Below are 25,683 nucleotides of genomic sequence, written 5' to 3'. Positions count from 1 at the left end.
GAGATGTGAGGTATCGGGAGGGGTGAGGGGCGGTCAGGTGTGAGCGAGCCTGGTCGCGGGATCGGTGCTGCGGCCGTGCGCGGGGGACGTCCAACCACCGGTCACCACCGGTGTCACGCCGGTCGTGCACCACTTGCCCGGTGAAGTCCGGTGAAGCCCGTTCCCTGCCCGTTATTGCGCCACCCTTTCCGCCAGTACGGTGAGGCCCAGGGAAGCCGCCCGCTCAGGGCGGACAGGGGCAAGCAAGGGGAGGGAGCGCCGTGACGCTCTGGACCAGGGTCGCCGGAGCCGCGGTACTGCTGCTCGCCGCGACCGGCTGCACCGTGGAGACACCGGGTACGGCAGGCCCCGAGGACTCGGCGGCGGACACGGGCCCGGGCGCGGGCGCTGGCACGGGCGCCGGTGGAGCCGCCCTCACCGCCGTCGACGGACTGACCGTCAAGGGGCGGGCACCCATGACGGGATACGACCGGGACAAGTTCGGCAGCCCCTGGGCCGACACCGACTCGAACGGCTGCGACACCCGCGACGACGTACTCAAACGGGACCTGAAGGAGGTGAAGTTCAGCGACGGCGACTGCCAGGTCAGCTCCGGGACACTCGACCCCGACCCGTACACCGACAAGGACGTCACCTTCGTACGAGGGGGCCGCAGCGAGGTCGACATAGACCATCTCGTCGCGCTGTCGGACGCCTGGCAGAAGGGCGCCCAGAAGTGGGACGCGAGCAAGCGGATAGCGCTGGCCAACGACCCGCTGAACCTCCTCGCCGTCGACGCCGGCCGCAACCGCAGCAAGGGCGACGGGGACACGGCGACCTGGCTCCCGCCCCACAAGGCGTACCGCTGCACGTATGTGGCCCGGCAGGTGGCCGTGAAGAAGAAGTACGAGCTGTGGGTCACCGCCGCCGAGAGGGACGCCATGAAGCGGGTGCTGTCCGGCTGCCCGGGGCAGAAACTCCCCTCCGGGGGGACCTCGACACAGGCGCCGAAGCGGTTCCACGCGGGCTGAGGGTGCTGAATGGTCTGGGCGAACAGGGCGAACAGGGCGAACAGGGCGAACAGGGCGAACAGGGCGGGCGGGCCGGGTTGAGCGGGCTGACCGGGTGAGGGGGGCTGAGTGGGGTGGCGCGCGTCGTCGGGTCGGCTCCGCGGAGGTAAATCCGTTCCGCACCGCACGAGTCGGCGCCTACCGTGTCCCGCATGGAGCTGAAGGTATCGAGCCTCGCCGAGCGGCCCGAGATGCACGGCCGGGTGATGGGAATGGCGGACACCTGGCCCGAGTTCCTGCGCAACGACCCCGTAGGCAACGCGCACTACGGCCGCATCGCCACCGAGCTGCCGGAGTACGTGCTGTTCGCCGAGGACGAGCGCGGAGAGGTGGTCGCGCACGCCTACAGCGTGCCGTTCGCCCTCGCGGACGAGGACCGCGGCGAGCTGCCGGCCCGGGGCTGGGACGAGGTGCTGGTGTGGGCGTTCTCCGACCGGCGCCACGGCATCACGCCGGACACGGTGAGCGCGATCTCGATCGTCGTCGCTCCGCACGCCCAGGGCACCGGCCTGTCGGGCCGCATGCTCTCCGCGATGCGTGACAACGCCCGGGCCCGGGGCTTCGACGAGGTCGTCGCCCCGGTGCGTCCGAGCGCGAAGCATCTGGAGCCGCGTACGGAGATGGCGGAGTACGCCTTCCGGACGCGCGGCGACGGGCTCCCGCACGATCCGTGGCTGCGGGTCCACGTCCGGGCGGGCGCGCGCATCGAGGCGGTGGCGCCGGCGTCGATGACCGTGGCGGCGTCGCTCGACGAGTGGCGGGCGTGGACGGGGCTGCCCTTCGACGAGGAGGGCCGGATCGAGGTGCCCGGCGCTCTGGTGCCGGTGCACTGCGAGCCGCGCCGCGGGTACGCGGTGTACGTCGAGCCCAACGTGTGGGTGCGGCACGCGCTTTGAGGCACGGCAGGGGCCTTGCGGGGCTGACGGGACGCGTGCCTGCACGCGGTGGGCATGCCTTTGGGGCGCACCTCCTGAAGGCGCGCCTCCTGAAGGCGCACCTCCTGAAGGCGCGCCCCATAGGCTTCCCTCTGCCCCGTCGGCCCGGCCCGTGTTCCGTCAGCCGCCCATCTCGTTCAGGTCCATGACCTTGCCCGCGGGCTTCTCGGCCGGGACCGGGGTGTCGAAGTCGCCGAAGGTGACCGTGCCCGGGTCCTCGGCGGACTTGCTGACGACCTTCAGCAGGTAGGGCTTGCCCTCGGTGGCGACGTAGAGCGTGTAGGTGTCCTTGCCGTCCTTCTCGTGCAGGACGATCGCCGGGGTGCCGTCGACCGTGGTCGTCCTGCCGCGGGTGGCGTCGGAGTTGACGTCCTGGAAGTCCGCGAGCACGGTGTCGAGGTCGCAGAAGCTCGCGATGTCCTTGGCGTCCGAACCGGTCGCGGACATCTTGGTCCACTTGCCGGCCAGCATGGCCACCACTCCGTCGGTCTCCTCCTTGGACGCGCCGTCGCTCTGGGCGCGCAGGAACTTCTCGTCGTACTTCATGTAGAGGGTGTCGCCGGTCTTGACGAGGTCGGCCCTGCCCTGGCCGTTCGCGCTCATCGTGCCCGCGCACTCGCCCTTTCTGTCGAGGGCCATGTCCAGGCCGACGCGGCTGCCGTCGTCCTTGATGTCGCCCTTCATGCGCAGCGACGAGGCGTTCGAGGTGGCCTTCACGGCCTGGTCGGCGATCTCGCCGCCGGTCTGCCCGGCGAACGGGCCCTTCGGCTCGCTGTCCGCCTTCTCCTCCCCGGGCAGACAGCCGGTGAGCGAGACGGAGGCCGCGGCGGCGAAGCAGAGAGCGGCAAGTGCGGTGCGACGCATGACAGTTCCTTGAAGTGTCGAGGTGGAGAGAAGGAGAGAGGGCGCGAAGGCGCGAGGACGCGAAGGCGCCAGAGAGCGGTGGGGAGCGGTGGGGAGTAGGCGCGCGGGCAACGGATACGGCAGACGCGGGCCAGGTGGCGGGGACGGCGGCGCGTGGCGTCAGCCGGTCTTCTTCCAGTCCTTGCAGCCCGTGGTCTTGAAGTACGCGTCGCCGGCGGCGACGGTCACGACGGCCGTGCCGGACACGTTGTTGTTCGCGAGGATCGACTCCATGGTGTGCGAGGCGTCCTTGCTGCGCTCCCAGTAGCAGAGGTCGTCGGTGTTGCCGGTGGACCTGTAGGTGCCGGGAGCGATGTCGACGCCGACCCTGTGCATCCCGCCGTCGCCCTTGACCAGCGCGGCCGGGGTGCCGGTCGCCTTCGTGTCGACGGCCTCCCAGTCCTTGCAGCCGCTCGACTTGAAGAGCTTGTCGCCCGCCGGGATCGTCACATAGCTGGTGCCGCTGACGTTGTCGTTGGCGAGGATCGAGTCCATCTCGCCCGAGGCGTCCTTGGCGCGCTCCCAGTAGCAGAGGCTGTCCGTGTTGCCCGTGGTCCGGTAGGTGCCGGGCTTGACGTCGGTGCCGACCTCGAAGTCGCCGTCGCCCTGGAACGCCGCCTCCTTCTCGGCCTTGTCCGCCTTGGCGTCCTTCTTCGTGTCGGCCTTCGTGTCGGCCTTCGTGTCCGCCTTGGTGTCGGTCTTCGTGCCGGATTCGCGTTCCGCGGAGGCCGCGGAGTCCTTGCCCTTGCCCCCGGAACCGCTGTCCCCGCCGTCCCCCGCGTTCGCCGACACCGCGCCGATGACGACGACGCTCACGACAACCCCCAGCGCGATCTTGCCCTTGGCGCCCATGACAGTCCCCTCCCCCAGAGGTGACGGCCGCCGTTCTCGGCGGCCGTTCATCCGATGGGTCAATCACAGCAGAGCCTGTGAACTGAGTCAACACGGTTCACGTAGAAGTATGAGTACACGGCCGTGAATGGGTCGTTACCGCATGCGTCGGTATGCTCGACGCCACACACCAGGACAAGGGGAGCCGACGGGTGCAGGAGAACGGGACAGAGGTCACCGCGGCGGGAATCGCCAGGCTCGCCGGAGTCGGCCGGGCCGCCGTCAGCAACTGGCGGCGACGCCACGCCGACTTCCCCAAACCCGTCGGCGGCACCGAGACCAGCCCCTCCTTCGCGCTCACCGAGGTCGAGACCTGGCTGCGCACCCAGGGCAAGCTCGCCGAGGTGCCCCTGCGCGAGCGCGTATGGCAACAGCTCGCCGGTCACCCGGAGGGGCCGGTCGCCGCCCTGGTCCACGTCGGCTGCGCGCTCCTGCTCGTCAATGACCGCCCGACGGTCTGGCTGGAGCTGAGCGCCGGCTCCGACGCGCGCCTCGCCGAACTGCTGCCCGCGCCTCTCGACCAGGTCCTCACCCCGCGCTTCGGCCTGGTCCGCAAACGGGCCGTGGACACACCGACCGCCGCCCAACTCCTCCCGTCCGCGCCCCTGTTGCGCGGCGCCGCCGACCTCGCGGCCGAGCTGGGCACCCGCAAGGCGTACGAGTTCCTGCTCCGAAGGCACCTCGACGCCAACCCGCGCCAGTACACGCTCACACCGACCGGCCTCGCCGCCCTGATGACCGACCTCGCGGGCCCCGCCAGGACCGTCCTCGACCCGGCGTGCGGCACCGGCGCCCTGCTGCGCGCGGTGGCCGCCGCACAAGGCGCGTTGGGCATCGAGGACCAGCACCTGTACGGCCAGGACAGCGCCCCCGAACTGGCCGCCCTCACCGCACTGCGCCTCGCCCTCCACGCCGAGGCCACCGTGACGACCGTGCGAACCGCCGCCGCCGACAGCCTCCGTGACGACGCGTACGGCAACCTCAGGGCCGACGCCGTCCTCTGCCATCCGCCCTTCAACGAGCGCAACTGGGGCCATGACGAACTCGCCTACGACCCCCGCTGGGAGTACGGCTTCCCGGCCCGCACCGAGTCCGAACTGGCCTGGGTCCAGCACGCGTTGGCCCGCCTCAAGGAAGGCGGCATCGCCGTCCTCCTGATGCCACCGGCCGCCGCCTCCCGCCGTTCCGGCCGTCGCATCCGCGCCGACCTGCTGCGCCGCGGCGCCCTGCGCGCGGTGATCGCCCTGCCGCCGGGCGCGGCACCCCCGTACAACCTCCCGCTGCACCTGTGGGTGCTGCGCAGGCCCGCCCTCACGGCGCACCCCGCGCAGCCCGAGGTGCTGCTCGCCGACACCGGCGTGTTCACGGCCGACGGCCGCGGCGGCCTGGACTGGCAGTCCGTGCGCACCGTGGTCCTCGACGCCTGGCGCCCCTTCGACCGCACCGGCACCGCGCCCGAACAGCCGGGACTCAGCCGTTCGGTGCCGGTCATCGAACTCCTCGACGACGACGTGGACCTGGCCCCGGCCCGCCATCTCCCGCCCCCCGCGGCGGGCGGCGGCGCCGAGCAACTCGCCGACGTACGCGACCGCCTCGGCGAGACCCTCCGCCGCACCGGCGAACTCACCCCGCCCGCCGCCGACCCGCGTCCGCCGACGCGCTGGCCGCTCACCACGATCGGCGAACTCGCGCGCGGGGGCGCACTCCAGCTGCGTACGGGCGGAAACGGCGGCCACGCGCGCGTGCCCGTCCTCACCGACCACGACGTCCTCGCCGGAACAGCGCCTTCCGGAACGCTGCCCGAGAGCGACGAGGAACCGGTCCTCACCGAGCCCGGAGACGTCGTCGTCCCCGTACTCGGGGGTGGCGCCATCGCGCGCGTCGTCGACGAGGCGACCGCGGGTGCCGCCCTCGGCCGCAACCTCGCGCTGCTGCGGCCCGACCCGGCCGCCATCGACCCGTGGTTCCTCGCCGGCTTCCTGCGCGGCACCGCCAACAACCGCCAGGCCAGCAGCTACGCGTCCACCGCGACCCGCCTCGACGTCCGCCGCCTCCAGGTGCCCCGGCTGCCCCTGGACCAGCAGCGCACGTACGGCGAACGGTTCCGGGCGCTCGCCGGGTTCGAGGAGGCGCTACGGCTGGCCGGCCGCCTCGGCGAGCAGCTGGTCCGCGGCATGTACGACGGTCTGACGGACGGCACGGTCGAGCCCGGCTGAGACGGTTGGGGCGGACGGAGTGATCAGCACGACAACGGTTCGGTACAACCCGGGAACAGTTGTCCTTGTCGGCCTATACGCTCGGACTTCCAACTCGTAGGTTCGTCCTCCGTCCGACCCTTCGTCCGTCCTCATCAGGTCTCCAGGAGCAACCATGCAAGGCCACGGCCAGGCGCAGCCGGTGAAGCCGCCACCCTCGACCGGGTTGCTGGTCTTCCTGCGCGTGTTCTTCGTGGTGATCTCGGTGTGCAGCTTCGGCCTGCTCGGCTGGACGATGATGCTGCGCCTGGCACTCGTGACCCGGAAGTCGCTCGACTGGGGCCTGTTCGTGGCCACACTCGCGGCCGAGATCCTCGGCCTCGTCCTGCTCGGCACCGAGGGTGGCGACGAGATCCACACCCCGGGCGGCTGGCTGGGCCTCGCCCTGCTCTTCGGCTCGCTGGTGGTCGTGATCTCGTACTACCTCGCGGCGGACATCCGCCACTTCCACCAGCTCAGCTACGCGACAGCGGGCTACGCACCGGGCCGGCAGTCCACGTCGCCCGTGTACGGCTACCCGCAGCAGCAGTCGCCGTACAACTCCGCGACGGGCCCGCACACCCCGGTGCCCCCGATGGCGCCGATACCGCAGCCGGCCACGCCCCAGCCCGGCACGCCGACCCCGGCCCCGGCCCCGCCGCCCCAGCCGCAGCGCCCCGCGCCGGCCAGGATCGACCAGGTGCGCGCCGAGCTGGACGAGCTGAGTGACTATCTCCGCAAGCACGAGGACGGCAGGTGACCGTGGCGCCGGGACGTGTGATCACCGGCCGCTACGAACTGTCCACGCTCATCGGGCAGGGCGGCATGGGCCAGGTGTGGACGGCGTACGACCAGCGCCTCGACCGGCGCGTCGCCGTCAAGCTGCTGCGCCCCGACAAGGTCGCGGGCGCCGAGGCCGACGAACTGCGCCGCCGCTTCGTGCGCGAGTGCCGCGTCACCGCCCAGGTCGACCACCCCGGCCTGGTCACCGTCCACGACGCGGGCAGCGAGGGCGAGGAGCTGTTCCTCGTCATGCAGTACGTCGACGGCGCCGACCTCTCCGACCACCTCGCCGAACACGACCCGTACCCCTGGCAGTGGGCCGTCTCGGTCGCCGCCCAGCTCTGTGCCGTGCTGTCCGCGGTGCACGCCGTGCCGATCGTCCACCGCGACCTCAAGCCGCGGAACGTGATGGTCAAGCAGGACGGCACGGTCACCGTCCTCGACCTCGGCGTCGCGTCGGTCATGGACACGGACACCACCCGCCTCACCCACACCGGCTCACCCATCGGCTCGCCCGCCTACATGGCCCCCGAGCAGGCGATGGGCGGCGCGGTCGGCCCGTACACCGATCTGTACGCGCTCGGGGTGCTGCTGCACGAACTCCTCAGCGGAGACGTGCCGTTCTCCGGCTCCACGGCCCTCGGCGTCCTCCACCGCCACCTCTACGAACCGCCCCTGCCGGTCCGCCGCCTGCGCCCCGAGGTCCCGGAGGCGCTCGAAGCCCTCGTACTGCGGCTACTCTCCAAGGACCCGCAGCATCGCCCGGACTCCGCACAGGAGACGTACGAGCAACTGCTGCCGCTGCTCCCCGCGCGCGGGATCCCGTCCGGCGGCCCGCTCGATCCCACCCGCCCCTTCCTGCGCCCGCACGCCCCCTGGCCGGACCGCGCCCGGACCCCCGCGGCCCAGCCGCAGGCCACCCCGGCCGCCGAGAAGCCCGACGTCGCGGGAGCCGTCGACGAGGTCAAGCGCCTCCTCGGCGAGGGCCGCATCACCCAGGCCGTCGACATCCTCGGTGGCATCCTCCCGGCCGCCGCCGCCCAGCACGGCGAGCACTCACCCGTCGTCCGCACCCTGCGCAAGCAGTACGCGGCCACGCTGATGGACGACGGCCAGTACCGCCGCGCCCTGCCCGAACTGCGCCTCCTCGCCGACGAGCGCGCCGCCGAGGCGGGCCAGGCCGACCCGCAGTCCCTGCGCTTCCGCTACGAGGCCGCCCAGTGCCTGGAACAGCTCGGCGAACCGGCCGCCGCGCTCGCCGAGTACCGCGCGCTGCTCCCGTACTACGAGAACCAGTACGTCGCCCAGGACGCCGAGCTCTCCTTCGAGGTCCGCCGCCGCATCGGCCACCTGCTGCTCGCCCTCGGCGACCGCGCCGCCGCCCACGACACACTGGCCCGCCTCCAGTACGACGTCGAACGGCTGCGGGGCCCCGGCCATCCGCTGGTCGCGGAGATCAGCCGGACCCTGCAATGGCTGGGGCAGGTCCGGGGCTGACCACCTGCCCGCGGCCACCGGCCGGGGCCGCTGTGCGGCGTGTGGATGGAGAAGGCCCGGGGACGGTGCCCGAAGTCCTGGCGAATCGTTGGGTCGAATGGGTGGCCGAGAGCCGGTCCCCTGCCTACCATCGATCACCGCAAGACTTTGTGCACCGCCGCACAAGCTCCTACAGGAGGTCTCCTTGCACCGCCGCCGTCGCACCGCGTTCCTCCTCTCCGCCGCGCTCGTCACCGCGGCCCCCCTCCTCACCGCCTGCGGCAACGAAGCGCATCCCGGCGCCGCGGCCGTCGTCGGCGGCGACCGCATCACCGTCTCCCAGCTGGAGAACCGGGTGAACGAGGTACGGTCCGCGCAGCGGGCGGCCACCACGGGCGAGGCGCAGTATGAACAGGCCATCGCCAAGTCCGGCGGCCTCACCCGCGACACCCTGCACGTCATGGTCCTCGACCGCGTCCTGCACCGGGCCGCACAGGACGCGGGCGTGACCGTCACCCGCAAGGAGGTCCAGAGCTTCCGCGGCGAACTGGAGAAGCAGGCGGGCGACTCGAAGGCGCTGGAAGTGGCCTGGCTCCAGCAGTACGGCGTCGCGCCCGAGCGGCTCGACGACAACCTCCGCGTCCAGATCGAGGCCCAGAAGCTCGCCACCGCACTCGGCACGGACACCAGCCAGCCCGCCTTCTGGAAGGCACTGTCCGAGGCGTCCAAGAAGCTGGACGTCGACCTGAACCCGCGCTACGGCGACTGGGACGTGGAGAAGAGCAGCCGCGTCGACGCCAAGCTGCCCTGGCTGCGCGAGGTCACCTCGTCGGGAAGCAAGGAAACGGCGTAGCCGGTCCGGCCCTGATCCTTCTTCGCTCACGGCACGTGACCTTGATGTCAGTGGCGTGGGTTACGTTCGGTGTGTGAACGCATCCAGCCCGGGGCGCATCGTCCTGCTCACCACCAGCCACCGAGTCGCGCCCGGACTCCTGTCCTGGCCCGCCTGGCAGACGCTGCACGGCGCCGACCGCGTCCTGTGCGCGGACGGCACGCACCCCCAGCTGCCGTATCTGCGCGAGGCGGGCATCCAGGTCGACGAGTCCGCGCCGACCGCCGAGGACCTGGTCGACGCCTGCGCCGGCGGGCACACGGTCGTCGTCGTGGCCACCGGCGAGGGCGAGCCGCGCCTGACGGACGGCCTGGCCCGGCTCGCCGGCTCCGGGCGCGTTCAGATGCCCGACCTCGAACTGCTCCCCGCGTCGTACGACCTCCCGGGCGCCCGCCTCCTCGACCTCGTCCAGGTCATGGACCGCATCCGAGTCGAGTGCCCCTGGTCCTCCCAGCAGACCCACAAGGGCCTGGCGAAATACGGCATCGAGGAGGCGTACGAACTCGTCGAGGCCATCGAGGAGGGCGACCGCGACGAGCTGCGCGAGGAGCTCGGTGACGTTCTGCTCCAGGTCGTCTTCCACGCTCGGATCGCCGAGGAAGGCGGTCCGGAGGACGATGACGAGCCCTTCTCCATCGACGACGTGGCGGGCGGCATCGTCACCAAGCTCATCCACCGCCACCCGCACGTCTTCGGAGACGAGACCGCCTCGACCCCCGAGGAGGTCAAGGAGCACTGGCTGCGCACCAAGGCCGTCGAGAAGCGGCGGACATCCGTGACCGAGGGCGTCCCGCTCGGCCAGCCGGGCCTCGCACTCGCCGCCAAACTGGCCTCCCGCGCGCGTACGGCAGGCTTGGAGGTGCCGCTGCCTCAGGGCGAGGGCGTCGGCTACGAACTACTGGCGCTGGCGGTCCGCGCCGAGACGGACGGCGTGGACCCGGAGGCGGCGCTCAGGGTGGCGGCGCGGGCGTACCGGGACGCGATACGGGTGAGTGAGGGCTAGGCGGGAGTCGGTCAGGTTCCCGTGCTGAGGCCCTCAGTCGGGAGCGCGCGCCGACGGGTTGTGCCAGTGCGGGCGGGGCCGGTGGAGAAGCCATTGGCCCGGGCCGAGCGGGCGGGCCTGTCCCTGGTCGGCGGGCGGCAGATCGTCGCAGAAGACGCGCTCGGGGTCGGCGCCGAGAGCGGGGAGGACATCGGCGGTCTCGTCGACCAGCCTGGGCGGACCGGCCAGATAGATGTCGTGGCGGGCCCAGTTGGCCCGGTTGCCCAGAGCCGTCAGCAGCCGGCCGGTGGCCTGGGCCTTCGGCCGGCCGGGCGCGGGCGTTATGACGGTGACGTCGAGGTGCGGCAGCCGCGTGCATAACTCCCCGAGCGCGGCCCGGTCGTAGAGGTACGTGGTGTCCCGGGCGACAACGAAGAGCCGGGCCTCGTCGTACGAGCCCGGCTCCCACACCAGCTGCTCCAGCAGCGCCTTCACCGGAGCCCACCCGGTACCCGCGGCGATGAAGGTGACGGGCCGCTCCACCGGCGTCCGCAGGGTTAACCGGCCACCTGGCGCGCCGAGCCGCAGGACATCGCCCTCCCGGGTGCGCCGCACGAGCTCGGTGGACAGGACACCGTCCTCGACGAGGCTGACATGTAAGTCGACGGTGTCGTCGGGACGGGGCGCGTTGGCCAAGGAGTAGGGGCGCCAGACGCCCGGGATCCGGGGGCTGTTGACGCTCACGTACTGGCCGGGCAGATGGAGGAGGGGGCGGTGGGGGCGCAGCTTCAGCACGGTGAGGTCGTCCCCGTGCCTGGTGCGGCCGAGCACCTCGGCGTCCCACCAGGGCGGCTCGCCCCTGCTCTCCGCCTCCCACGCGCCGTCCATCATCGCGTCCGCGATCACGGCGTACGCCTCGTCCCAGGCCTTCTCCACCTCCGTGTTCCATGCCGCCCCCGAGACGGTGGCGAACGCGGCGATCAGGCTCGTGCCCACCGCCGCGTAGTGCTCCGGCCGCGCCAGATACTTCCGGTGGTCCCGCCCCAGTTCCCACAGGTACTCGTGCATCCCCGGTTCTCCCAGCCGCCCCACGACAAGCGTCAACGCGGCGAACAGACGGTCCCGTTGGCGTTCCATGTCCTCCGGGAAATCCAGCGGGAACAGGGAGCGGACATCGGGGTGGTGCCAGAAGAGGTGCGAGTAGAAGTACTTGGCCGCGAATTCGGCTCGTCTTTCGACGACCGAGAAACTGGTCCGGAGGAGATCGGGGTCCACGGGCGCGAATGTATGGAGTTTCCGGCTCACGGGGTCAAGGAGCAGGTGATTCAAGGATGTTCCGGGACGAACAGCGCAAGCCGCGGAACTGAGCCCGGCTCGGAGAGCGGCCGCGGCGGGCCACGACGATCTCGGGGCGGCTTTCACCACCCTCCCGATACGGTCGAGGAGTGACGGAAACACCTGCTCAGCTCTCCGCGGGGGAACCTGCCCCGGAACTCTTCACCTGGGAGTTCGCGACCGACCCCTACCCGGCGTACGCCTGGCTCAGGGAGCACGCCCCCGTGCATCGGACGAAACTCCCCAGCGGGGTCGAGGCCTGGCTGGTGACCCGGTACGCGGATGCCAAGCAGGCCCTTGCCGACGGCCGGCTCAGCAAGAACCCCGCCCATCACGACGAGCCCGCGCACGCGAAGGGGAAGACCGGCATCCCCGGCGAGCGCAAGGCCGAGCTGATGACGCACCTCCTCAACATCGACCCGCCGGACCACACCAGGCTCCGGCGGCTCGTCAGCAAGGCGTTCACACCTCGACGGGTGGCCGAATTCGCGCCCCGGGTGCAGGAGTTGACCGACCGGCTCATCGACGGGTTCGTGGAGAAGGGAGAGGCCGACCTCATCCACGAGTTCGCGTTTCCGCTCCCCATCTACGCCATCTGCGATCTGCTGGGCGTCCCGCGCGAGGACCAGGACGACTTCCGCGACTGGGCCGGGATGATGATCCGGCACGGCGGAGGGCCGCGCGGGGGCGTGGCGCGGTCCGTGAAGAAGATGCGCGGCTATCTCGCCGAGCTCATCCACCGCAAGCGCGAGGAACTGACGGAGCTGCCCGCGCCGGGCGAGGACCTCCTCTCCGGTCTCATCCGGGCCTCCGACCACGGCGAGCACCTCACCGAGAACGAGGCCGCCGCGATGGCCTTCATCCTCCTGTTCGCCGGTTTCGAGACGACGGTGAACCTGATCGGCAACGGCACGTACGCGCTGCTCACCCACCCCGAGCAGCGGCAACAGCTCCAGGACTCCCTCGCATCCGGCCGCATGGACCTGCTCGCGAGCGGTGTCGAGGAACTGCTCCGCTACGACGGGCCGGTGGAGCTGGCCACCTGGCGGTTCGCCACCGAGCCGCTGAGCATCGGCGGGCAGGACATCGCCGCCGGCGACCCCGTACTCGTCGTGCTCGCCGCCGCCGACCGTGACCCCGCCCGGTTCGACGAGCCCGACACCCTGGACCTCTCCCGCCGTGACAACCAGCACCTCGGTTACGGCCATGGCATCCACTACTGCCTCGGCGCACCCCTCGCCCGGCTGGAGGGCCAGACCGCGCTGGCCACGCTCCTCACCCGCCTCCCTGATCTGCAACTCGCGGGCGATTCCGCCGATTTGCGATGGCGTGGGGGGCTCATCATGCGCGGATTGCGCACGCTTCCGGTGGAGTTCGCCCCTTCCGGGAAGGTGCGTACGGACTAGCGGGTGACTAGCAGACGGAGTCGACGGAACATGAGACTCCGTCAAGTTTGTGATCTTCACGTTATCTGCGCTGCATCGACTTGTGACAAGAGTTCGACTGCCTATACGTTCACCCATCAATGCGGCCGGTCCCACCTGCCGCAGCAGTCACAGGCGCAGTCGTCGGCTGCGCGCTGTGCGCAGTCCTTGCTGTCACGCGAAAGGCAACCGCATGCTCTCCGGGAACGGTCGTCACCGTCGCCCCCGTCAGGCTCCGGCTCTCCTCGTCGCGGCGGGCGTGACCGGGTCGGCCATCGCGATCCCGCTGCTCGGTGCGACCGGCGCGAGTGCCGCAAGCGGTACCACCTGGGACGCGGTCGCGGAGTGCGAGAGCGGTGGCTCGTGGAGCGCGAACTCCGGCAACGGGTACTACGGCGGCCTCCAGATGACCCAGGAGACCTGGGAGGACAACGGCGGCCTCGACTACGCGCCGAGCGCCGACCAGGCCAGCCGTTCGCAGCAGATATCCGTCGCCGAGAAGATCCTCGCGAAGCAGGGCGCGAGTGCCTGGGCGACCTGCGGTCTCGTCGCGGGTCTGACGCAGAACTCCGGCTCGGCCGACGTCGACACGGGGGTCGCGGACGACTCCCCGACTCCGTTGTCCGGCCTGGGTATGGGGGACGACAGCAACGGGACGAAGTCCGACACGTCTGGTTCTTCCAGTTCGTCCGACTCGTCCAGCGGTAGCGGTGACAGCGCCGACTCACAGGATTCCGGCAGCCCGTCCACAGGTGCCACCGCAAAGAGTGACGACCCGGACAAGTCGTCCCAGAGTGGGGATGCTTCGGCCGAGGGTTCCGGAACGGAAGACACTGGCTCCGGCCGTCACAGGGGTGGCAGTGCCGACGAGGGCGCCACCGACTCCCGCGCGGACGACTCCGCCGGCCGGCACGCCTCGCGCAGCGACAGCGAGTCGCGCGTCGCCGCCGAGGGCTCGTACGCCGTGCGTTCCGGCGACAGCCTCTGGGAGATCGCCGACTCCCTTGGCGTCGAGGGTGGATGGCAGGCGCTCTACGCCGAGAACAAGGAAGCCATCGGCGACGACCCGGACTTCATCATCCCCGGTCAGAGCCTCGATGTGGACGGCCTGCGGACGGCGGACAAGTAGCGGTACGCGCGATGTGCCATGTGGTCATCAAGGCGTCGAATCGGGCGAAAAACAGCGGTAGTTCGCGCTGAATGTCCGATTTGGTGAAAGTGAGACATGGATCTCAAGAGCCTGATCGTCTTTGAAATTCGGCGGATCGCGTGTCTACGGTCGTGACCGCTCGCCACTGGTGAGCCCCGACGGTCGCAACGCCGAATCCTGCCAGCGGCCGTACGGGAACAGTCGTCGCGTCAAGCGCCGTAGGCAGGAGCGGGGGACCCAAGGTAAGTGCCGGACCCGGTCGTTGAGGCCGGGTACGGCTTGGGGTTAAGCCGCGTGACAGCAGTGTCGCGCGGCCGGGCAACTCACTCGGCCCGAACCCGACAGCTCACCTCGCAGGCGTCGGTGAGGGGATCACTTCATGCTGCTTTCCGGCAAGGGCAAGCACCGCCGCCCGTCCAAGGCCACCCGCATCGCCACGCTCGCCGGTGTCACCACCGCGGCCGTCGCCGTCCCGCTGATGGGCGCCACGGGAGCCTCCGCCGCCACCGCCTCCGAGTGGGACGCCGTCGCCCAGTGCGAGTCCGGCGGCGACTGGTCGATCAACACCGGCAACGGCTACTACGGCGGCCTGCAGTTCTCGGCCTCCACCTGGGCCGCGTACGGCGGCACGGCGTACGCCTCCACCGCCAACCAGGCCTCCAAGGCCGAGCAGATAGCCGTCGCCGAGAAGGTCCTCGCGGGCCAGGGCAAGGGTGCCTGGCCGAGCTGTGGCGTGGGCCTGTCCGGCGCCTCGACCGGTGGCGCCCCGGCTCCCTCGAACTCGGGCGACTCCGGCCAGAGCACCTCGCAGTCTCAGCAGCAGAGCACCAAGTCCTCCGAGGAGCGCGCCTCGCGTTCCCAGGAGCGCTCGACCGCGAAGAAGACCGTCGAGACCCCGACCGGCAAGAAGGTCGAGAAGGGTGACGGCGAGTACAAGGTCGTCAAGGGTGACACCCTCAGCGAGATCGCCGAGAAGAAGAACGTCAAGGGCGGCTGGGCGAAGCTGTACAAGCTGAACGACGACATCGTCGACGACGCCGACTTCATCTTCCCGGGCCAGCAGCTGCACCTCAGCTGACACCGCTGACCTTCGGTCAGCCGCGCCCCGGCCGAGGCCTTGGCCGCTCAGCCTCGGCCGGATCTCCGGACTCCGAACCTCCGGGTTCATATTCGGATTGCGGCTGAACCACAGCGCCCTCACATCCGTGTCCCCCATAGTGGAGGCCTCGTGAGGGCCACCCCCGTCCCCCACGGGCTCCCCGCTCCGGTGCGTGTTCCCCCGTACGCACCGGGGCGGGGCTTTTTCTTTCCCGCGCTTCCCTCTCGCCGTCCTCCCGCTTTGTTCCGTTCGGAAACAATTTACTCTCGGTTCTGTCCAGGAGGCGGTCGAGGGCTGGCCGAACCCCGGCAGCCGGTTAGGCTCATGCCGCGGGGCCACCACAGGTCCGCACCCAACCGGGCCCTCGGCCCGGACAGCTTGCGTCACATCCCAGAAGGAGATGCTCGTGCCGTCCATCGACGTCGTCGTAGCCCGGGAAATCCTGGACTCCCGAGGCAACCCCACGGTCGAGGTCGAGGTCGGCCTCGACGACGGCAGCACGGGTCGTGCCGCCGTTCCGTCCGGCGCCTCCACCGGTGCCTTCGAGGCTGTTGAGCTCCGTGACGGAGACCCCAACCGCTACCTCGGCAAGGGTGTCGAGAAGGCCGTCCTCGCCGTCATCGAGCAGCTCGGCCCGGAGCTCGTCGGCTACGACGCCACCGAGCAGCGCCTCATCGACCAGGCCATGATCGACCTGGACGCCACCGACAACAAGGGCTCGCTCGGCGCCAACGCCATCCTCGGCGTCTCCCTCGCCGTCGCCCACGCCGCGTCCGAGGCGTCCGACCTCCCCCTCTTCCGCTACCTGGGCGGACCGAACGCGCACCTGCTGCCGGTCCCGATGATGAACATCCTGAACGGTGGGTCGCACGCCGACTCCAACGTCGACATCCAGGAGTTCATGATCGCCCCGATCGGCGCGGAGTCCTTCTCCGAGGCCGTGCGCTGGGGCGCCGAGGTCTACCACACCCTCAAGAAGGTCCTGAAGAGCCGCGGTCTGTCCACCGGCCTCGGCGACGAGGGCGGCTTCGCCCCGAACCTCGGCTCCAACCGCGAGGCCCTGGACCTGATCCTCGACGCGATCAAGGAGGCCGGTTACATCCCCGGCCAGCAGGTCGCCCTCGCGCTCGACGTCGCCGCCTCCGAGTTCTACAAGGACGGCAAGTACCTCTTCGAGGGCAAGGAGCGCTCCGCCGCCGAGATGACGGAGTACTACGAGGAGCTCGTCGCGGCCTACCCGCTCGTCTCCATCGAGGACCCGCTGTACGAGGACGACTGGGCCGGCTGGAACGTCATCACCGAGAAGCTGGGCGACAAGGTCCAGATCGTCGGCGACGACCTCTTCGTCACCAACCCGGAGCGCCTCGCCCGCGGCATCGAGGAGGGCTCCGCCAACGCCCTGCTCGTCAAGGTCAACCAGATCGGCTCGCTGACCGAGACCCTGGACGCCGTCGAGATGGCCCAGCGCAACGGCTTCAAGTGCATGATGTCCCACCGCTCCGGCGAGACCGAGGACGTCACGATCGCCGACCTCGCCGTCGCGGTGAACTGCGGCCAGATCAAGACCGGCGCCCCGGCCCGCTCGGACCGCGTCGCCAAGTACAACCAGCTGCTGCGCATCGAGGAGATCCTCGACGACGCGGCGGTGTACGCGGGCCGTTCGGCCTTCCCGCGCTTCAAGGGCTGAGCCCTCGGGCTTCGTCTTCGGGCTTCGTCTTCGTAGGAAGCGTCGTACGTACGTCCCCGTACTCGGTCCCGTACCGTGTGCGGGGACGTACGCACGTGATGGGCTCGACGGGCTCGACGGGCTCGATGTACGCGATGTACTCGACTGGTTCGTACCGGGGAGGCGGGACAGATGGCCGTGAAGGACCGCGACCGGTTCTCCACCTCGACCAGGTTGCGGCTGCTCGGTGAGCAGACCGCCGCCCGTGTCTACCGCTCGCAGACCAAGCGGCAGGCTCGCCGCTCGCGGCTGACCGGCCGGGCGGCACTCCTCGCGCTCGTCCTGTGCACGCTCGTGGTGGCTCTCGCCTATCCCATAAGGCAGTACGTCTCCCAGCGCGCCGAGGTCGCCGACCTCCAGCGCGAGCGGGAGCAGGCCCGGCAGCGGGTCGAGCAGCTGCGCGACCTCAAGGCGCGGTGGCAGGACGACGCGTACGCCGAGCAGCGCATCCGGGAGCGGCTGCACTACGTGATGCCGGGCGAGACCGGCTACATCGTGATCGACCCCGACGCGGCGAAGAAGACGCGTACGGATCAGACGGCGGCCGACCGGGCCTGGTACGCCAACGTCTGGGACGGCGTCGACAAGGCAGACGCCGCCGACAGGTGACCCGACAGGTGATCCAGCCGGTGATTCGCCGGTGATCCACTCAGAGAACTGACTAGAGAGACTTACCCACAGGCATGGAAACGCCCCCGCCGCCCACCCCGCGCACCGAGCCCACCGACGCGGACGTCGAGGCCTTCAAGCAGCAGCTCGGGAGGCCGCCGCGCGGGCTGCGCGCTATCGCGCACCGCTGTCCGTGCGGGCAGCCGGACGTCGTCGAGACGGCTCCCCGTCTTCCGGACGGGACTCCCTTCCCGACGACCTACTACCTCACGTGTCCGCGGGCGGCCTCCGCCATCGGGACGCTGGAGGCGAACGGGGTCATGAAGGAGATGACCGACCGGCTCGCCACGGATCCCGAGCTGGCGGCCGCGTACCGGGCGGCGCACGAGGACTACATCGCTCGGCGCGACTCCATCGAGGTGCTCGAGGGCTTTCCGAGCGCGGGCGGTATGCCGGACCGGGTGAAGTGCCTCCACGTGCTCGTCGCCCACTCCCTGGCCGCCGGGCCGGGGGTGAACCCCCTGGGGGACGAGGCGATCGCGCTGCTGGCGGAGTGGTGGCGCAAGGGGGCGTGCGTGGTGTCCACCGAGGTGTGATTTCGCCCCCGCCGCCCCTACCCATTCCCGTCCCCTGGGGCTCCGCCCCAGACCCCGTGGGGTGCGTTTTTGGGTGCGGGTCCGGCTGTGGCTGATCGCGCAGTTCCCCGCGCCCCTAAAGACCTTGGGGGCGCGGGGAACTGCGCAGTCTTTTGGGGGTTCGGGGGCTGGCCCCCGAGTAGTGACGGGAATGGGTAGGGGCGGCGGGGGCGAGAAAATGCTCGGGCGCCCCCGGAGCCACGATCGCAACAGGAGAGCATCACTCATGACTCGCGTCGCCGCCATCGACTGCGGTACCAACTCGATCCGGCTGCTCGTCGCGGACGCGGATCCGGCGACGGGGGAACTCGTCGACCTGGACCGCCGGATGACGATCGTCAGGCTGGGCCAGGGCGTCGACCGGACGGGAAGACTCGCTCCGGACGCGCTGGAGCGGACCTTCGCGGCCTGCCGCGAGTACGCGGCCATCGTCAAGGAACACGGCGCGGAGCGACTCCGCTTCGTGGCGACCTCCGCCTCCCGAGACGCCGAGAACCGAGACGAGTTCGTACGAGGAGTCCTCGACATCCTGGGCGTGGAGCCCGAGGTCATCTCCGGCGACCAGGAGGCGGAGTTCTCGTTCACGGGCGCCACCAAGGAGCTCACGGGCCGGGACGACCTGGCCAAGCCCTACCTCGTGGTGGACATCGGCGGCGGCTCCACGGAGTTCGTCGTGGGCGAGGACCACGTCCGGGCCGCCCGCTCGGTCGACATCGGCTGCGTACGGATGACGGAACGGCACCTCGTGCACGACGGCGGGGTCGGCGACCCGCCGGCCCCGGAGCAGGTCGCGGCGATCCGCGCCGACATCGAGGCCGCCCTCGATCTCGCCGAGGAGTCCGTGCCGCTGCGCGAGGCCCGTACGCTCGTCGGGCTCGCCGGATCCGTGACCACGGTCTCGGCGATCGCCCAGGACCTCCCTGAGTACGACTCCGAGGCCATCCACCATTCCCGGGTCTCCTACGAACGCGTCCGCGAGATCACCGAGCGGCTGCTGTCCGCGACCCACGCCGAGCGTGCCGCGATCCCCTCGATGCACCCGGGCCGGGTCGACGTCATCGGCGCCGGCGCCCTCGTACTGCTCTCGGTCATGGAGCGGATCGGGGCGGACGAGGTGGTCGTGAGCGAGCACGACATCCTCGACGGGATCGCGTGGTCTGTGGCCTAGGGATGGCCTAGGGATGGACTAGTGATGGCCTGGAGATGGCCTGGAGTGCTCCTCGACTGAGCAGGTCGGATGACGTATGAGCGCTTCGGAAGGCCTCTGAACGGTCTTGGAAACGGTCCCGGGAACGCCCCGTCGGAAAAGTTCGTGAAGTTCTTCACAAGAGAATCGGCCCTGTTGGGCGAGGTTTTCGTCCCTACGGGTCACCCGGGGCCTTCGAGCGGCCCCGGAGCATGATCAACAGGGTGTTCCGCGAGTGCTGCGATCGTATGAAAAAGGGGGCTGGTTCAGGGGGGTCGAACGGCCGGAGCGGCAGCTCACGCGGCATTGACAACGGCCCGCACCGCACCCCGGTTCCCCTGCCGGACCATGACCTCGCTCACGTGAGCCGCGCAGTGTAGCAGAGGGTGTGAAGAAGCTTGTGAAGGGGCGCACGAGCCACCCCCCTGAGGCAGGTGGATACTCGATGGCATGAGCACCACGGAGCGTCCCAGGATCCTCGTAGTAGGCGGTGGGTACGTAGGCCTGTACGCAGCTCGGCGCATTCTCAAGAAGATGCGCTACGGCGAGGCGACCGTCACGGTCGTCGACCCCCGGTCGTACATGACCTACCAGCCCTTCCTCCCCGAAGCCGCCGCCGGCAGCATTTCGCCTCGGCACGTCGTCGTCCCGCTGCGACGCGTGCTGCCCAAGGCGGAAGTTCTGACCGGCCGGGTCACGACCATCGACCAGGACCGCAAGGTCGCCACGATCGCCCCCCTCGTGGGTGAGGCGTACGAGCTGCCTTTCGACTACCTCGTCATCGCGATGGGCGCGGTCTCGCGCACCTTCCCGATCCCCGGCCTCGCCGAGCAGGGCATCGGTATGAAGGGCATCGAGGAGGCCATCGGCCTGCGCAACCACGTGCTTGAGCAGCTCGACAAGGCCGACTCCACGACCGACGAAGACGTGCGGCGCAAGGCGCTGACCTTCGTCTTCGTCGGCGGTGGCTTCGCGGGTGCGGAGACCATCGGCGAGGTCGAGGACATGGCCCGCGACGCGGCCAAGTACTACAACAACGTGTCGCGCGAGGACATGCGGTTCATCCTCGTCGACGCCGCGGACAAGATCCTTCCCGAGGTCGGTCCGAAGCTCGGCCAGTACGGCAAGGAGCACCTCGAAGGACGTGGGGTCGAGGTCTACCTCTCCACCTCCATGGACTCCTGCGTCGACGGCCACGTGGTGCTGAAGAACGGCCTCGAGGTCGACTCCAACACCATCGTGTGGACGGCCGGCGTCAAGCCCAACCCGGTGCTCTCCCGCTTCGGTCTGCCGCTCGGTCCCCGTGGTCACGTGGACACGCAGACCACGCTCCAGGTGCAGGGCACGGACTACGTCTGGGCCGCCGGCGACAACGCCCAGGTGCCGGACCTCGTCGGCCGCAAGGCCGGCAACGAGAACGCCTGGTGCCCGCCGAACGCGCAGCACGCGCTGCGGCAGGCCCGGGTCCTCGGCGACAACGTGATCTCCGGTATGCGGGGCTTCCCGCAGAAGGACTACAGCCACGCCAACAAGGGTGCGGTCGCCGGGCTCGGCCTGCACAAGGGCGTCGCGATGATCGTCATGGGCAAGATGAAGATCAAGCTCAAGGGTCGTCTCGCCTGGTACATGCACCGGGGTTACCACGGGCTGGCCATGCCGACGTGGAACCGCAAGATCCGTGTCTTCGCGGACTGGACTCTCGCGATGTTCCTGAAGCGTGAGGTCGTCTCGCTCGGGGCCATGGAGACTCCTCGTGAGGAGTTCTACGAGGCTGCGAAGCCGGCGCCGGCGGTTGCCCCGAAGGCCGAGCCGTCGCCCGCCAAGACCGAGGAGAAGGCCAAGGCCTCCTGACCTCCGGTCACCTGCTCCACCCCGAAGGGGGCCTCCCGCCATCCGTGGTGCGGGCGGCCCCCTTCGGTGTTTTCTCTCGCCCCCGCCGCCCCTACCCATTCCCGTCACTTACTCAGGGGCTCCGCCCCCGAACCCCCGTATCGCGCTGAACGCGCTCGTCCTCAAACGCCGGACGGGCTGGAGGTGGCCGGACGGGCTGGAGGTGGCCGGACGGGCTGGAAGAGGGGACGCCGGGTCTTTTTAGGGGCGCGGGGAACTGCGCGACCAGCCACACACAACCCGCACTCGACGTCAGGCAAGCAGCCACCCTGCATTCCAGCCCCTCCGGCGTTTGAGGAGCGGGGGTTCGGGGGCGGAGCCCCCGAGTGAGGGGGCGCTCAAGCCCCTGGTTTGCGTGTCGACTGCACGTATTTTGCTCAGAAGTAACACTTTGGCGGGACTGCGCATCGGGCCCGTTGGTGTTTACGTGGTGTTGGAGTCTGTGGGATCCGTCGTCACGGAGGTGTGCGTCATGCAGGACGCGGCGCTGCGGCTGAAGGCGCTGATGGAGCAGTTGCTGGGAGCCCCGCTCCCGGTGCGCATTCGCGCCTGGGACGGCTCGGAGGCGGGCCCGCCCGAGAGCCCCGTACTCGTCGTACGGAACCGCCGGGCCCTGCGCCGGCTGCTCTGGAAGCCTGGCGAACTGGGCATGGCCCGTGCCTGGGTCGCCGGGGACCTGACCGTGGACGGCGATCTGTACGCCGTCCTGGACGTCATGGCCGAGCTGGTGTGGGAGCGCGGCGAGGACGCCCGGACCCTGCGCGAGGCCCTGCGGGACCCGGACGTGCGGGCCGCCGTGTGGGGGCTCGTACGGATGGCGGGGCCGCCCCTGCCCCCCGCCCCGCCCCGCGAGGAGGTGCGCAGACGCTCCCACCTGCACACCAAGCGCAGCGACAGACGGGCGATCAGCCATCACTACGACGTGGGGAACGACTTCTACGAGATCGTCCTCGGGCCGTCCATGGTCTACTCGTGCGCCTACTGGGACTCCCCGGACGGCACCCTGGAGGACGCCCAGCGCGACAAGCTCGGACTCGTCGCCCGCAAGCTCGATCTGAAGCCGGGCATGCGGCTGCTCGACGTCGGCTGCGGCTGGGGTTCGATGGCCATCCACGCCGCCCGTGAGTACGGCGTGAGCGTCGTCGGCGTCACCCTCTCCCAGGAGCAGGCCGCGTACGCCCGCAAGCGTGTCGCGGAGGAGGGGCTCACCGACCGGATCGAGATCCGCGTCCAGGACTACCGCGACGTCACCGACGGTCCGTACGACGCGATCTCCTCCATCGGCATGGCCGAACACGTCGGCAGCGACCGCTATCTGGAGTACGCGCGGGATCTGTTCGCCCTGCTGAAACCGGGCGGACGGCTCCTCAACCATCAGATCGGGCGTCGGCCCCGGCGCGACGAATCGGCGTACGAGATCGATGAGTTCATCGACGCGTACGTCTTCCCGGACGGCGAACTCGCCCCGATCGGCGGGACCGTGAGCCGGCTGGAGACGGCTGGGTTCGAGGTCCGCGATGTTGAGTCGCTCCGCGAGCACTACGCGCTCACGCTGCGCCACTGGGTCGCCAACCTGGAGGCGGACTGGGCGAACGCGGTCCGGCTCACCAGCCCCGGGCGGGCCCGGGTCTGGCGGCTCTACATGGCCGCCTCCGCCCTCGCCTTCGAGCGGAACCGGATCGGGGTGAACCAGGTGCTGGCCGTTCGGACGCCCGAGTCGGGGGCTTCGGGGATGCCTCTTCGGGCTCGTACCTGGAACTAGGGGTACGAACTGGGGTTCTGGCCGCGTTCTGCGTTCGGCGGCCGTACGGAGTTGGGGCCCGTTCCTATCGGAACGGGCCCCCTCTTCTTGCTGCTTCGAGCTGGGTGTTACTCCGACTTGATCGCCGTCAGCATGTTCAAGCGCGCCGCGCGCCGCGCCGGCCACAGGGCCGCGAGGATGCCGACCGTCGCCGCCAGGAGCAGGAAGAGGCCCATCCGGCCCCAGGGCAGGACCAGTTCGTACGTCGGCATCTTGCCGGCCAGGAGTTCACCGGCCGCCCAGCCGAAGAACACGCCCAGGCCCACGCCGAGCACGCCGCCGAAGAGGGAGATGACCAGGGACTCCAGACGGACCATCCGCTTGATGCCCTTGCGGTCGAGGCCGATCGCGCGGAGCATGCCGATCTCCTGCGAGCGCTCGAAGACCGACATCGCGAGCGTGTTGATGACGCCGAGGACGGCGACGATGACCGCCATCGCCAGCAGGCCGTACAGCATGTTCAGAATCAGCGTGAACATCTGCGCGATCTCGTTCGAGACGTCCTGCTTGTCCTGGACCTTGATGGCCGGGTTGTCGCCGAGCGCCTTCTCCAGGCTGTCCTTGGTCGCGTCGGACGGGCCGCCCGACGTCTTCACCATGACCTGCATGTCGGCCGGGTCCGCCCGGTTCGCCTGGTGCGGGGCGAGTGTCGCGGTGTCGAGCAGGATGCCCCGGATGAGTTCGTTGCCCTCGTAGACCCCGGAGACCGTCAGCTGCTGCTTCTTGTCGTCCTCGAACGAGGCCGTGAACGTCGAACCGGCCTTCCAGCCGCGGTCCTTGGCCGTCTCGTCGTCCACGACGACCTGCGTGCCGCCGACCTTGAAGGAGCCGTTGTCGACCTTCAGGTCGGTCAGCTCGCCGATCGTGGAGCCGTTCACGCCCGTCAGGTACTCGGTCTGGTCGTCGATGCGGGCCGGCGCGTTGCGCATGGGGCTCGTGGCGGTGACGCCCTTCACCTTGTCGAGCTTCTTCTCGACGTCGGGGGAGAGGGAGTTCATGTTCGCCATCGAGACCACGTAGTCCGCCTTGAGCGCGGCGGTGGCCATCTTGTCGATCGACGTCTGCAGGCTGCCCGCCATCACCGTCATGCCCGTGATGAGCGTGAGCCCGATCATCAGCGCGGAGGCCGTGGCGGCCGTGCGGCGCGGGTTGCGTACGGAGTTCTGGCGGGCCAGCTTGCCCGAGACGCCGAAGATGCGCAGGACCGGGGCCGCGGCGGCGATCAGCGGGCGGGAGAGGAGGGGCGTGAGGATGAAGACGCCGATGATCAGCAGGACCGCGCCCATGCCCATCGGGGCCTGGCCGGCCGAGCCGTCCAGCGTCGTCGCGAAGAGCACCACCGCGATGCCCGCCGCGGAGAACAGGGCGCCGAGGGTGTTCCGCAGGACCAGCGACTTGGTCGTCGCCGCCGCGTGCACGCTGCTCATCGCCGCGACCGGGGGGATCTTCGCGGCGCGGCGGCCCGGGAGCCAGGCGGCGAGCATCGTGATCAGGATGCCGACGGCGAACGACGTGGCGATCGTGCCCGGGGAGATGACCAGCGGGCCCGCCGGGACGGTCGCGTCCAGCATGCCCATCAGGCTGCGCAGGCCCGCGCCGATGCCGATGCCGGCGATCAGGCCCGTCACCGCTGCGACCGTACCGACCACGAAGGCTTCGAGGAGTACGGAGCGGGTGACCTGCTTGCGTGAGGCGCCGACCGCGCGCAGGAGCGCGAGTTCCTTGGTGCGCTGGGCCACCAGCATGGTGAAGGTGTTGGCGATGATGAACGTGCCGACGAACAGGGCGATGCCGGCGAAGACCAGGAGGCCGGTCTTGAGGCCGCTCATCGACGACTCGATCATGGCGGCCTGGTCGTCGGCGAGCTGCTGGCCCGTCGTGGTGTCGACGGTGTCCTTCGGGAGGACCTTGTCGAGGCTCGTCCGGAGGGCGGTCTGGCTGGTGCCCGGGGCCGCCTTCACGTCGATCTCGTCGTACGTGCCCGTCTTGTGGAACAGCTGCTGTGCGGTGGCCGTGTCGAAGAGGGCGAGGCTGCCGCCGGCGGCGACGTTGCCGTCGTCCGTGGTGAAGACGGCGGTGATGGTGGGGGTGAGGACCGGGCCGTCGATCGAGATCCGGATGGTGTCGCCGACCTTGTAGCCGGCGCGCTTGGCCGTTTCGGCGTCGATCGCGACCTGGTTCTTGCCGGTCGGGGCCTTGCCGCTGTCGAGCGGGTAGCGGGGGTCCTTGTCGCCCCAGTAGTTGCCGCCCTGCGACTGGAAGCCGCCGCCGATCAGCTTGCCGTCCTTGTCGGCGATGGCGGTGAAGCCGGTGACCACGCCTATGGCCGACTCGGCGCCGGGGGCCTTGGCGGCCTTGTCCAGCAGCGCCTGGGTGAGCTCCGGGTCCTTGCCGAGCTTGTCGCCTTCGTCCTTCACGGATTCCGGCTGGACGGCGACGTCGACCTGGTCGAAGCCCTTCGCCGAGCTCTTCTGGTACGCGTCGGAGATGGTGTTGGTGAAGACCAGGGTGCCGGAGACGAACGCCACGCCCAGCATCACGGCGAGCACGGTCATCAGCAGCCTGGCCTTGTGCGCTAGCACGTTGCGCAGGGCGGTTCGGAACATGTCTTCTCAGTCCAGGTGTACGAGGTGTACGGCGAGTTCGGGGTACGGCGCCGAGTGCGGGGTGCGGGGTGCGGGGT

Annotated in this window: 20 protein-coding genes and 1 riboswitch; of the genes, 16 read left to right on the top strand and 4 right to left on the bottom strand. The window is 70.1% G+C overall.

Features of this window, described 5'->3' with window-relative positions; translation table 11 throughout:
* The first annotated feature begins 260 nt into the window (after positions 1 to 260).
* Together ACIBEI_RS33810 and ACIBEI_RS33805 are read left to right on the top strand one after the other, a co-directional pair.
* Positions 261 to 1,010 carry an HNH endonuclease family protein gene (locus ACIBEI_RS33810; protein ID WP_398894054.1) on the top strand — a complete coding sequence of 250 codons (750 nt, stop codon included), beginning with the start codon at positions 261 to 263 and terminating at the stop codon, positions 1,008 to 1,010.
* Between the two features lie 191 nt (positions 1,011 to 1,201).
* A complete protein-coding gene (locus tag ACIBEI_RS33805) occupies positions 1,202 to 1,945 on the top strand; it encodes an N-acetyltransferase (protein WP_398894052.1) in 744 nt (247 codons plus the stop codon).
* A 159-nt stretch (positions 1,946 to 2,104) separates the two neighbouring features.
* Here the strand turns inward: ACIBEI_RS33805 and ACIBEI_RS33800 are convergent, their stop codons facing one another.
* Both ACIBEI_RS33800 and ACIBEI_RS33795 read right to left on the bottom strand, forming a co-directional pair.
* Positions 2,105 to 2,848, bottom strand: coding sequence for a hypothetical protein (locus tag ACIBEI_RS33800; protein WP_398894051.1), 744 nt, complete (start codon positions 2,846 to 2,848; stop codon positions 2,105 to 2,107).
* 159 nt (positions 2,849 to 3,007) lie between these two features.
* Positions 3,008 to 3,739: a hypothetical protein gene (locus ACIBEI_RS33795; protein WP_398894049.1), complete on the bottom strand. Its 732-nt coding sequence runs from the start codon at positions 3,737 to 3,739 to the stop codon at positions 3,008 to 3,010.
* Between the two features lie 191 nt (positions 3,740 to 3,930).
* Between ACIBEI_RS33795 and ACIBEI_RS33790 the strand changes: the two genes are divergently transcribed.
* The 5 genes from ACIBEI_RS33790 to ACIBEI_RS33770 all read left to right on the top strand — a co-directional run bounded on the left by ACIBEI_RS33790 (position 3,931) and on the right by ACIBEI_RS33770 (position 10,166).
* A complete protein-coding gene (locus ACIBEI_RS33790; protein WP_398894133.1) occupies positions 3,931 to 5,994 on the top strand; it encodes an N-6 DNA methylase in 2,064 nt (687 codons plus the stop codon).
* 154 nt (positions 5,995 to 6,148) lie between these two features.
* Positions 6,149 to 6,772, top strand: coding sequence for a hypothetical protein (locus ACIBEI_RS33785; protein ID WP_398894048.1), 624 nt, complete (start codon positions 6,149 to 6,151; stop codon positions 6,770 to 6,772).
* Between the two features lie 38 nt (positions 6,773 to 6,810).
* Positions 6,811 to 8,292, top strand: coding sequence for a protein kinase (locus tag ACIBEI_RS33780; RefSeq protein WP_398894131.1), 1,482 nt, complete (start codon positions 6,811 to 6,813; stop codon positions 8,290 to 8,292).
* Between the two features lie 184 nt (positions 8,293 to 8,476).
* Complete coding sequence (locus ACIBEI_RS33775; RefSeq protein WP_398894046.1) at positions 8,477 to 9,124, top strand: SurA N-terminal domain-containing protein; 648 nt, start codon at positions 8,477 to 8,479, stop codon at positions 9,122 to 9,124.
* Positions 9,125 to 9,179: 55 nt separating this feature from the next.
* Positions 9,180 to 10,166: a nucleoside triphosphate pyrophosphohydrolase gene (locus ACIBEI_RS33770; RefSeq protein ID WP_398894045.1), complete on the top strand. Its 987-nt coding sequence runs from the start codon at positions 9,180 to 9,182 to the stop codon at positions 10,164 to 10,166.
* Between the two features lie 33 nt (positions 10,167 to 10,199).
* Here ACIBEI_RS33770 and ACIBEI_RS33765 read toward each other — a convergent pair whose 3' ends face one another.
* Positions 10,200 to 11,420, bottom strand: a complete 1,221-nt coding sequence (locus tag ACIBEI_RS33765; RefSeq protein ID WP_398894043.1) for a globin domain-containing protein — start codon at positions 11,418 to 11,420, stop codon at positions 10,200 to 10,202.
* 170 nt (positions 11,421 to 11,590) lie between these two features.
* Here ACIBEI_RS33765 and ACIBEI_RS33760 point away from each other — a divergent pair, with 170 nt between their 5' ends.
* From ACIBEI_RS33760 to ACIBEI_RS33720, 9 genes are all read left to right on the top strand, one after another.
* Positions 11,591 to 12,886, top strand: coding sequence for a cytochrome P450 (locus ACIBEI_RS33760; protein WP_398894041.1), 1,296 nt, complete (start codon positions 11,591 to 11,593; stop codon positions 12,884 to 12,886).
* Between the two features lie 211 nt (positions 12,887 to 13,097).
* Entirely contained in the window at positions 13,098 to 14,033 is a 936-nt protein-coding gene (locus ACIBEI_RS33755) for a transglycosylase family protein (RefSeq protein ID WP_398894040.1), read from the top strand.
* Between the two features lie 225 nt (positions 14,034 to 14,258).
* Positions 14,259 to 14,429: riboswitch (cyclic di-AMP (ydaO/yuaA leader) on the top strand.
* A 4-nt stretch (positions 14,430 to 14,433) separates the two neighbouring features.
* Positions 14,434 to 15,132: a transglycosylase family protein gene (locus tag ACIBEI_RS33750; RefSeq protein ID WP_398894039.1), complete on the top strand. Its 699-nt coding sequence runs from the start codon at positions 14,434 to 14,436 to the stop codon at positions 15,130 to 15,132.
* A gap of 427 nt (positions 15,133 to 15,559) precedes the next feature.
* Complete coding sequence (eno, locus tag ACIBEI_RS33745; protein ID WP_186001238.1) at positions 15,560 to 16,840, top strand: phosphopyruvate hydratase; 1,281 nt, start codon at positions 15,560 to 15,562, stop codon at positions 16,838 to 16,840.
* Positions 16,841 to 17,011: 171 nt separating this feature from the next.
* On the top strand, positions 17,012 to 17,488 hold the full coding sequence (locus ACIBEI_RS33740) for a septum formation initiator family protein (RefSeq protein WP_125534845.1): 477 nt from the start codon (positions 17,012 to 17,014) through the stop codon (positions 17,486 to 17,488).
* A 74-nt stretch (positions 17,489 to 17,562) separates the two neighbouring features.
* Positions 17,563 to 18,084: a DUF501 domain-containing protein gene (locus ACIBEI_RS33735; protein WP_398894036.1), complete on the top strand. Its 522-nt coding sequence runs from the start codon at positions 17,563 to 17,565 to the stop codon at positions 18,082 to 18,084.
* Between the two features lie 265 nt (positions 18,085 to 18,349).
* Entirely contained in the window at positions 18,350 to 19,291 is a 942-nt protein-coding gene (locus ACIBEI_RS33730; RefSeq protein WP_398894035.1) for an exopolyphosphatase, read from the top strand.
* A 468-nt stretch (positions 19,292 to 19,759) separates the two neighbouring features.
* Positions 19,760 to 21,160, top strand: a complete 1,401-nt coding sequence (locus ACIBEI_RS33725) for an NAD(P)/FAD-dependent oxidoreductase (RefSeq protein ID WP_398894033.1) — start codon at positions 19,760 to 19,762, stop codon at positions 21,158 to 21,160.
* 511 nt (positions 21,161 to 21,671) lie between these two features.
* On the top strand, positions 21,672 to 22,961 hold the full coding sequence (locus tag ACIBEI_RS33720; RefSeq protein ID WP_398894031.1) for a class I SAM-dependent methyltransferase: 1,290 nt from the start codon (positions 21,672 to 21,674) through the stop codon (positions 22,959 to 22,961).
* A gap of 107 nt (positions 22,962 to 23,068) precedes the next feature.
* On the opposite strand, the gene ACIBEI_RS33715 is transcribed toward ACIBEI_RS33720, so the two are convergent.
* Positions 23,069 to 25,606, bottom strand: coding sequence for an ABC transporter permease (locus ACIBEI_RS33715; RefSeq protein ID WP_398894029.1), 2,538 nt, complete (start codon positions 25,604 to 25,606; stop codon positions 23,069 to 23,071).
* Between the last annotated feature and the right edge of the window lie 77 nt (positions 25,607 to 25,683).

It is taken from the genome of Streptomyces sp. NPDC050988 (assembly GCF_044456225.1).
Classification (GTDB): domain Bacteria; phylum Actinomycetota; class Actinomycetes; order Streptomycetales; family Streptomycetaceae; genus Streptomyces.
Note: the sequence above shows the minus strand (reverse complement) of the source record. Positions and strands in the feature narration are given on the sequence as shown.

Coding starts and splice junctions, on each gene's coding strand:
- ACIBEI_RS33715 (WP_398894029.1), bottom strand. CDS start 25,606: ATGTTCCGAACCGCCCTGCGCAACGTGCTAGCGCACAAGGCCAGGCTG.
- ACIBEI_RS33730 (WP_398894035.1), top strand. CDS start 18,350: ATGACTCGCGTCGCCGCCATCGACTGCGGTACCAACTCGATCCGGCTG.
- ACIBEI_RS33755 (WP_398894040.1), top strand. CDS start 13,098: ATGCTCTCCGGGAACGGTCGTCACCGTCGCCCCCGTCAGGCTCCGGCT.
- ACIBEI_RS33720 (WP_398894031.1), top strand. CDS start 21,672: ATGCAGGACGCGGCGCTGCGGCTGAAGGCGCTGATGGAGCAGTTGCTG.
- ACIBEI_RS33795 (WP_398894049.1), bottom strand. CDS start 3,739: ATGGGCGCCAAGGGCAAGATCGCGCTGGGGGTTGTCGTGAGCGTCGTC.
- ACIBEI_RS33735 (WP_398894036.1), top strand. CDS start 17,563: ATGGAAACGCCCCCGCCGCCCACCCCGCGCACCGAGCCCACCGACGCG.
- ACIBEI_RS33725 (WP_398894033.1), top strand. CDS start 19,760: ATGAGCACCACGGAGCGTCCCAGGATCCTCGTAGTAGGCGGTGGGTAC.
- ACIBEI_RS33750 (WP_398894039.1), top strand. CDS start 14,434: ATGCTGCTTTCCGGCAAGGGCAAGCACCGCCGCCCGTCCAAGGCCACC.
- ACIBEI_RS33785 (WP_398894048.1), top strand. CDS start 6,149: ATGCAAGGCCACGGCCAGGCGCAGCCGGTGAAGCCGCCACCCTCGACC.
- ACIBEI_RS33805 (WP_398894052.1), top strand. CDS start 1,202: ATGGAGCTGAAGGTATCGAGCCTCGCCGAGCGGCCCGAGATGCACGGC.
- ACIBEI_RS33740 (WP_125534845.1), top strand. CDS start 17,012: ATGGCCGTGAAGGACCGCGACCGGTTCTCCACCTCGACCAGGTTGCGG.
- ACIBEI_RS33800 (WP_398894051.1), bottom strand. CDS start 2,848: ATGCGTCGCACCGCACTTGCCGCTCTCTGCTTCGCCGCCGCGGCCTCC.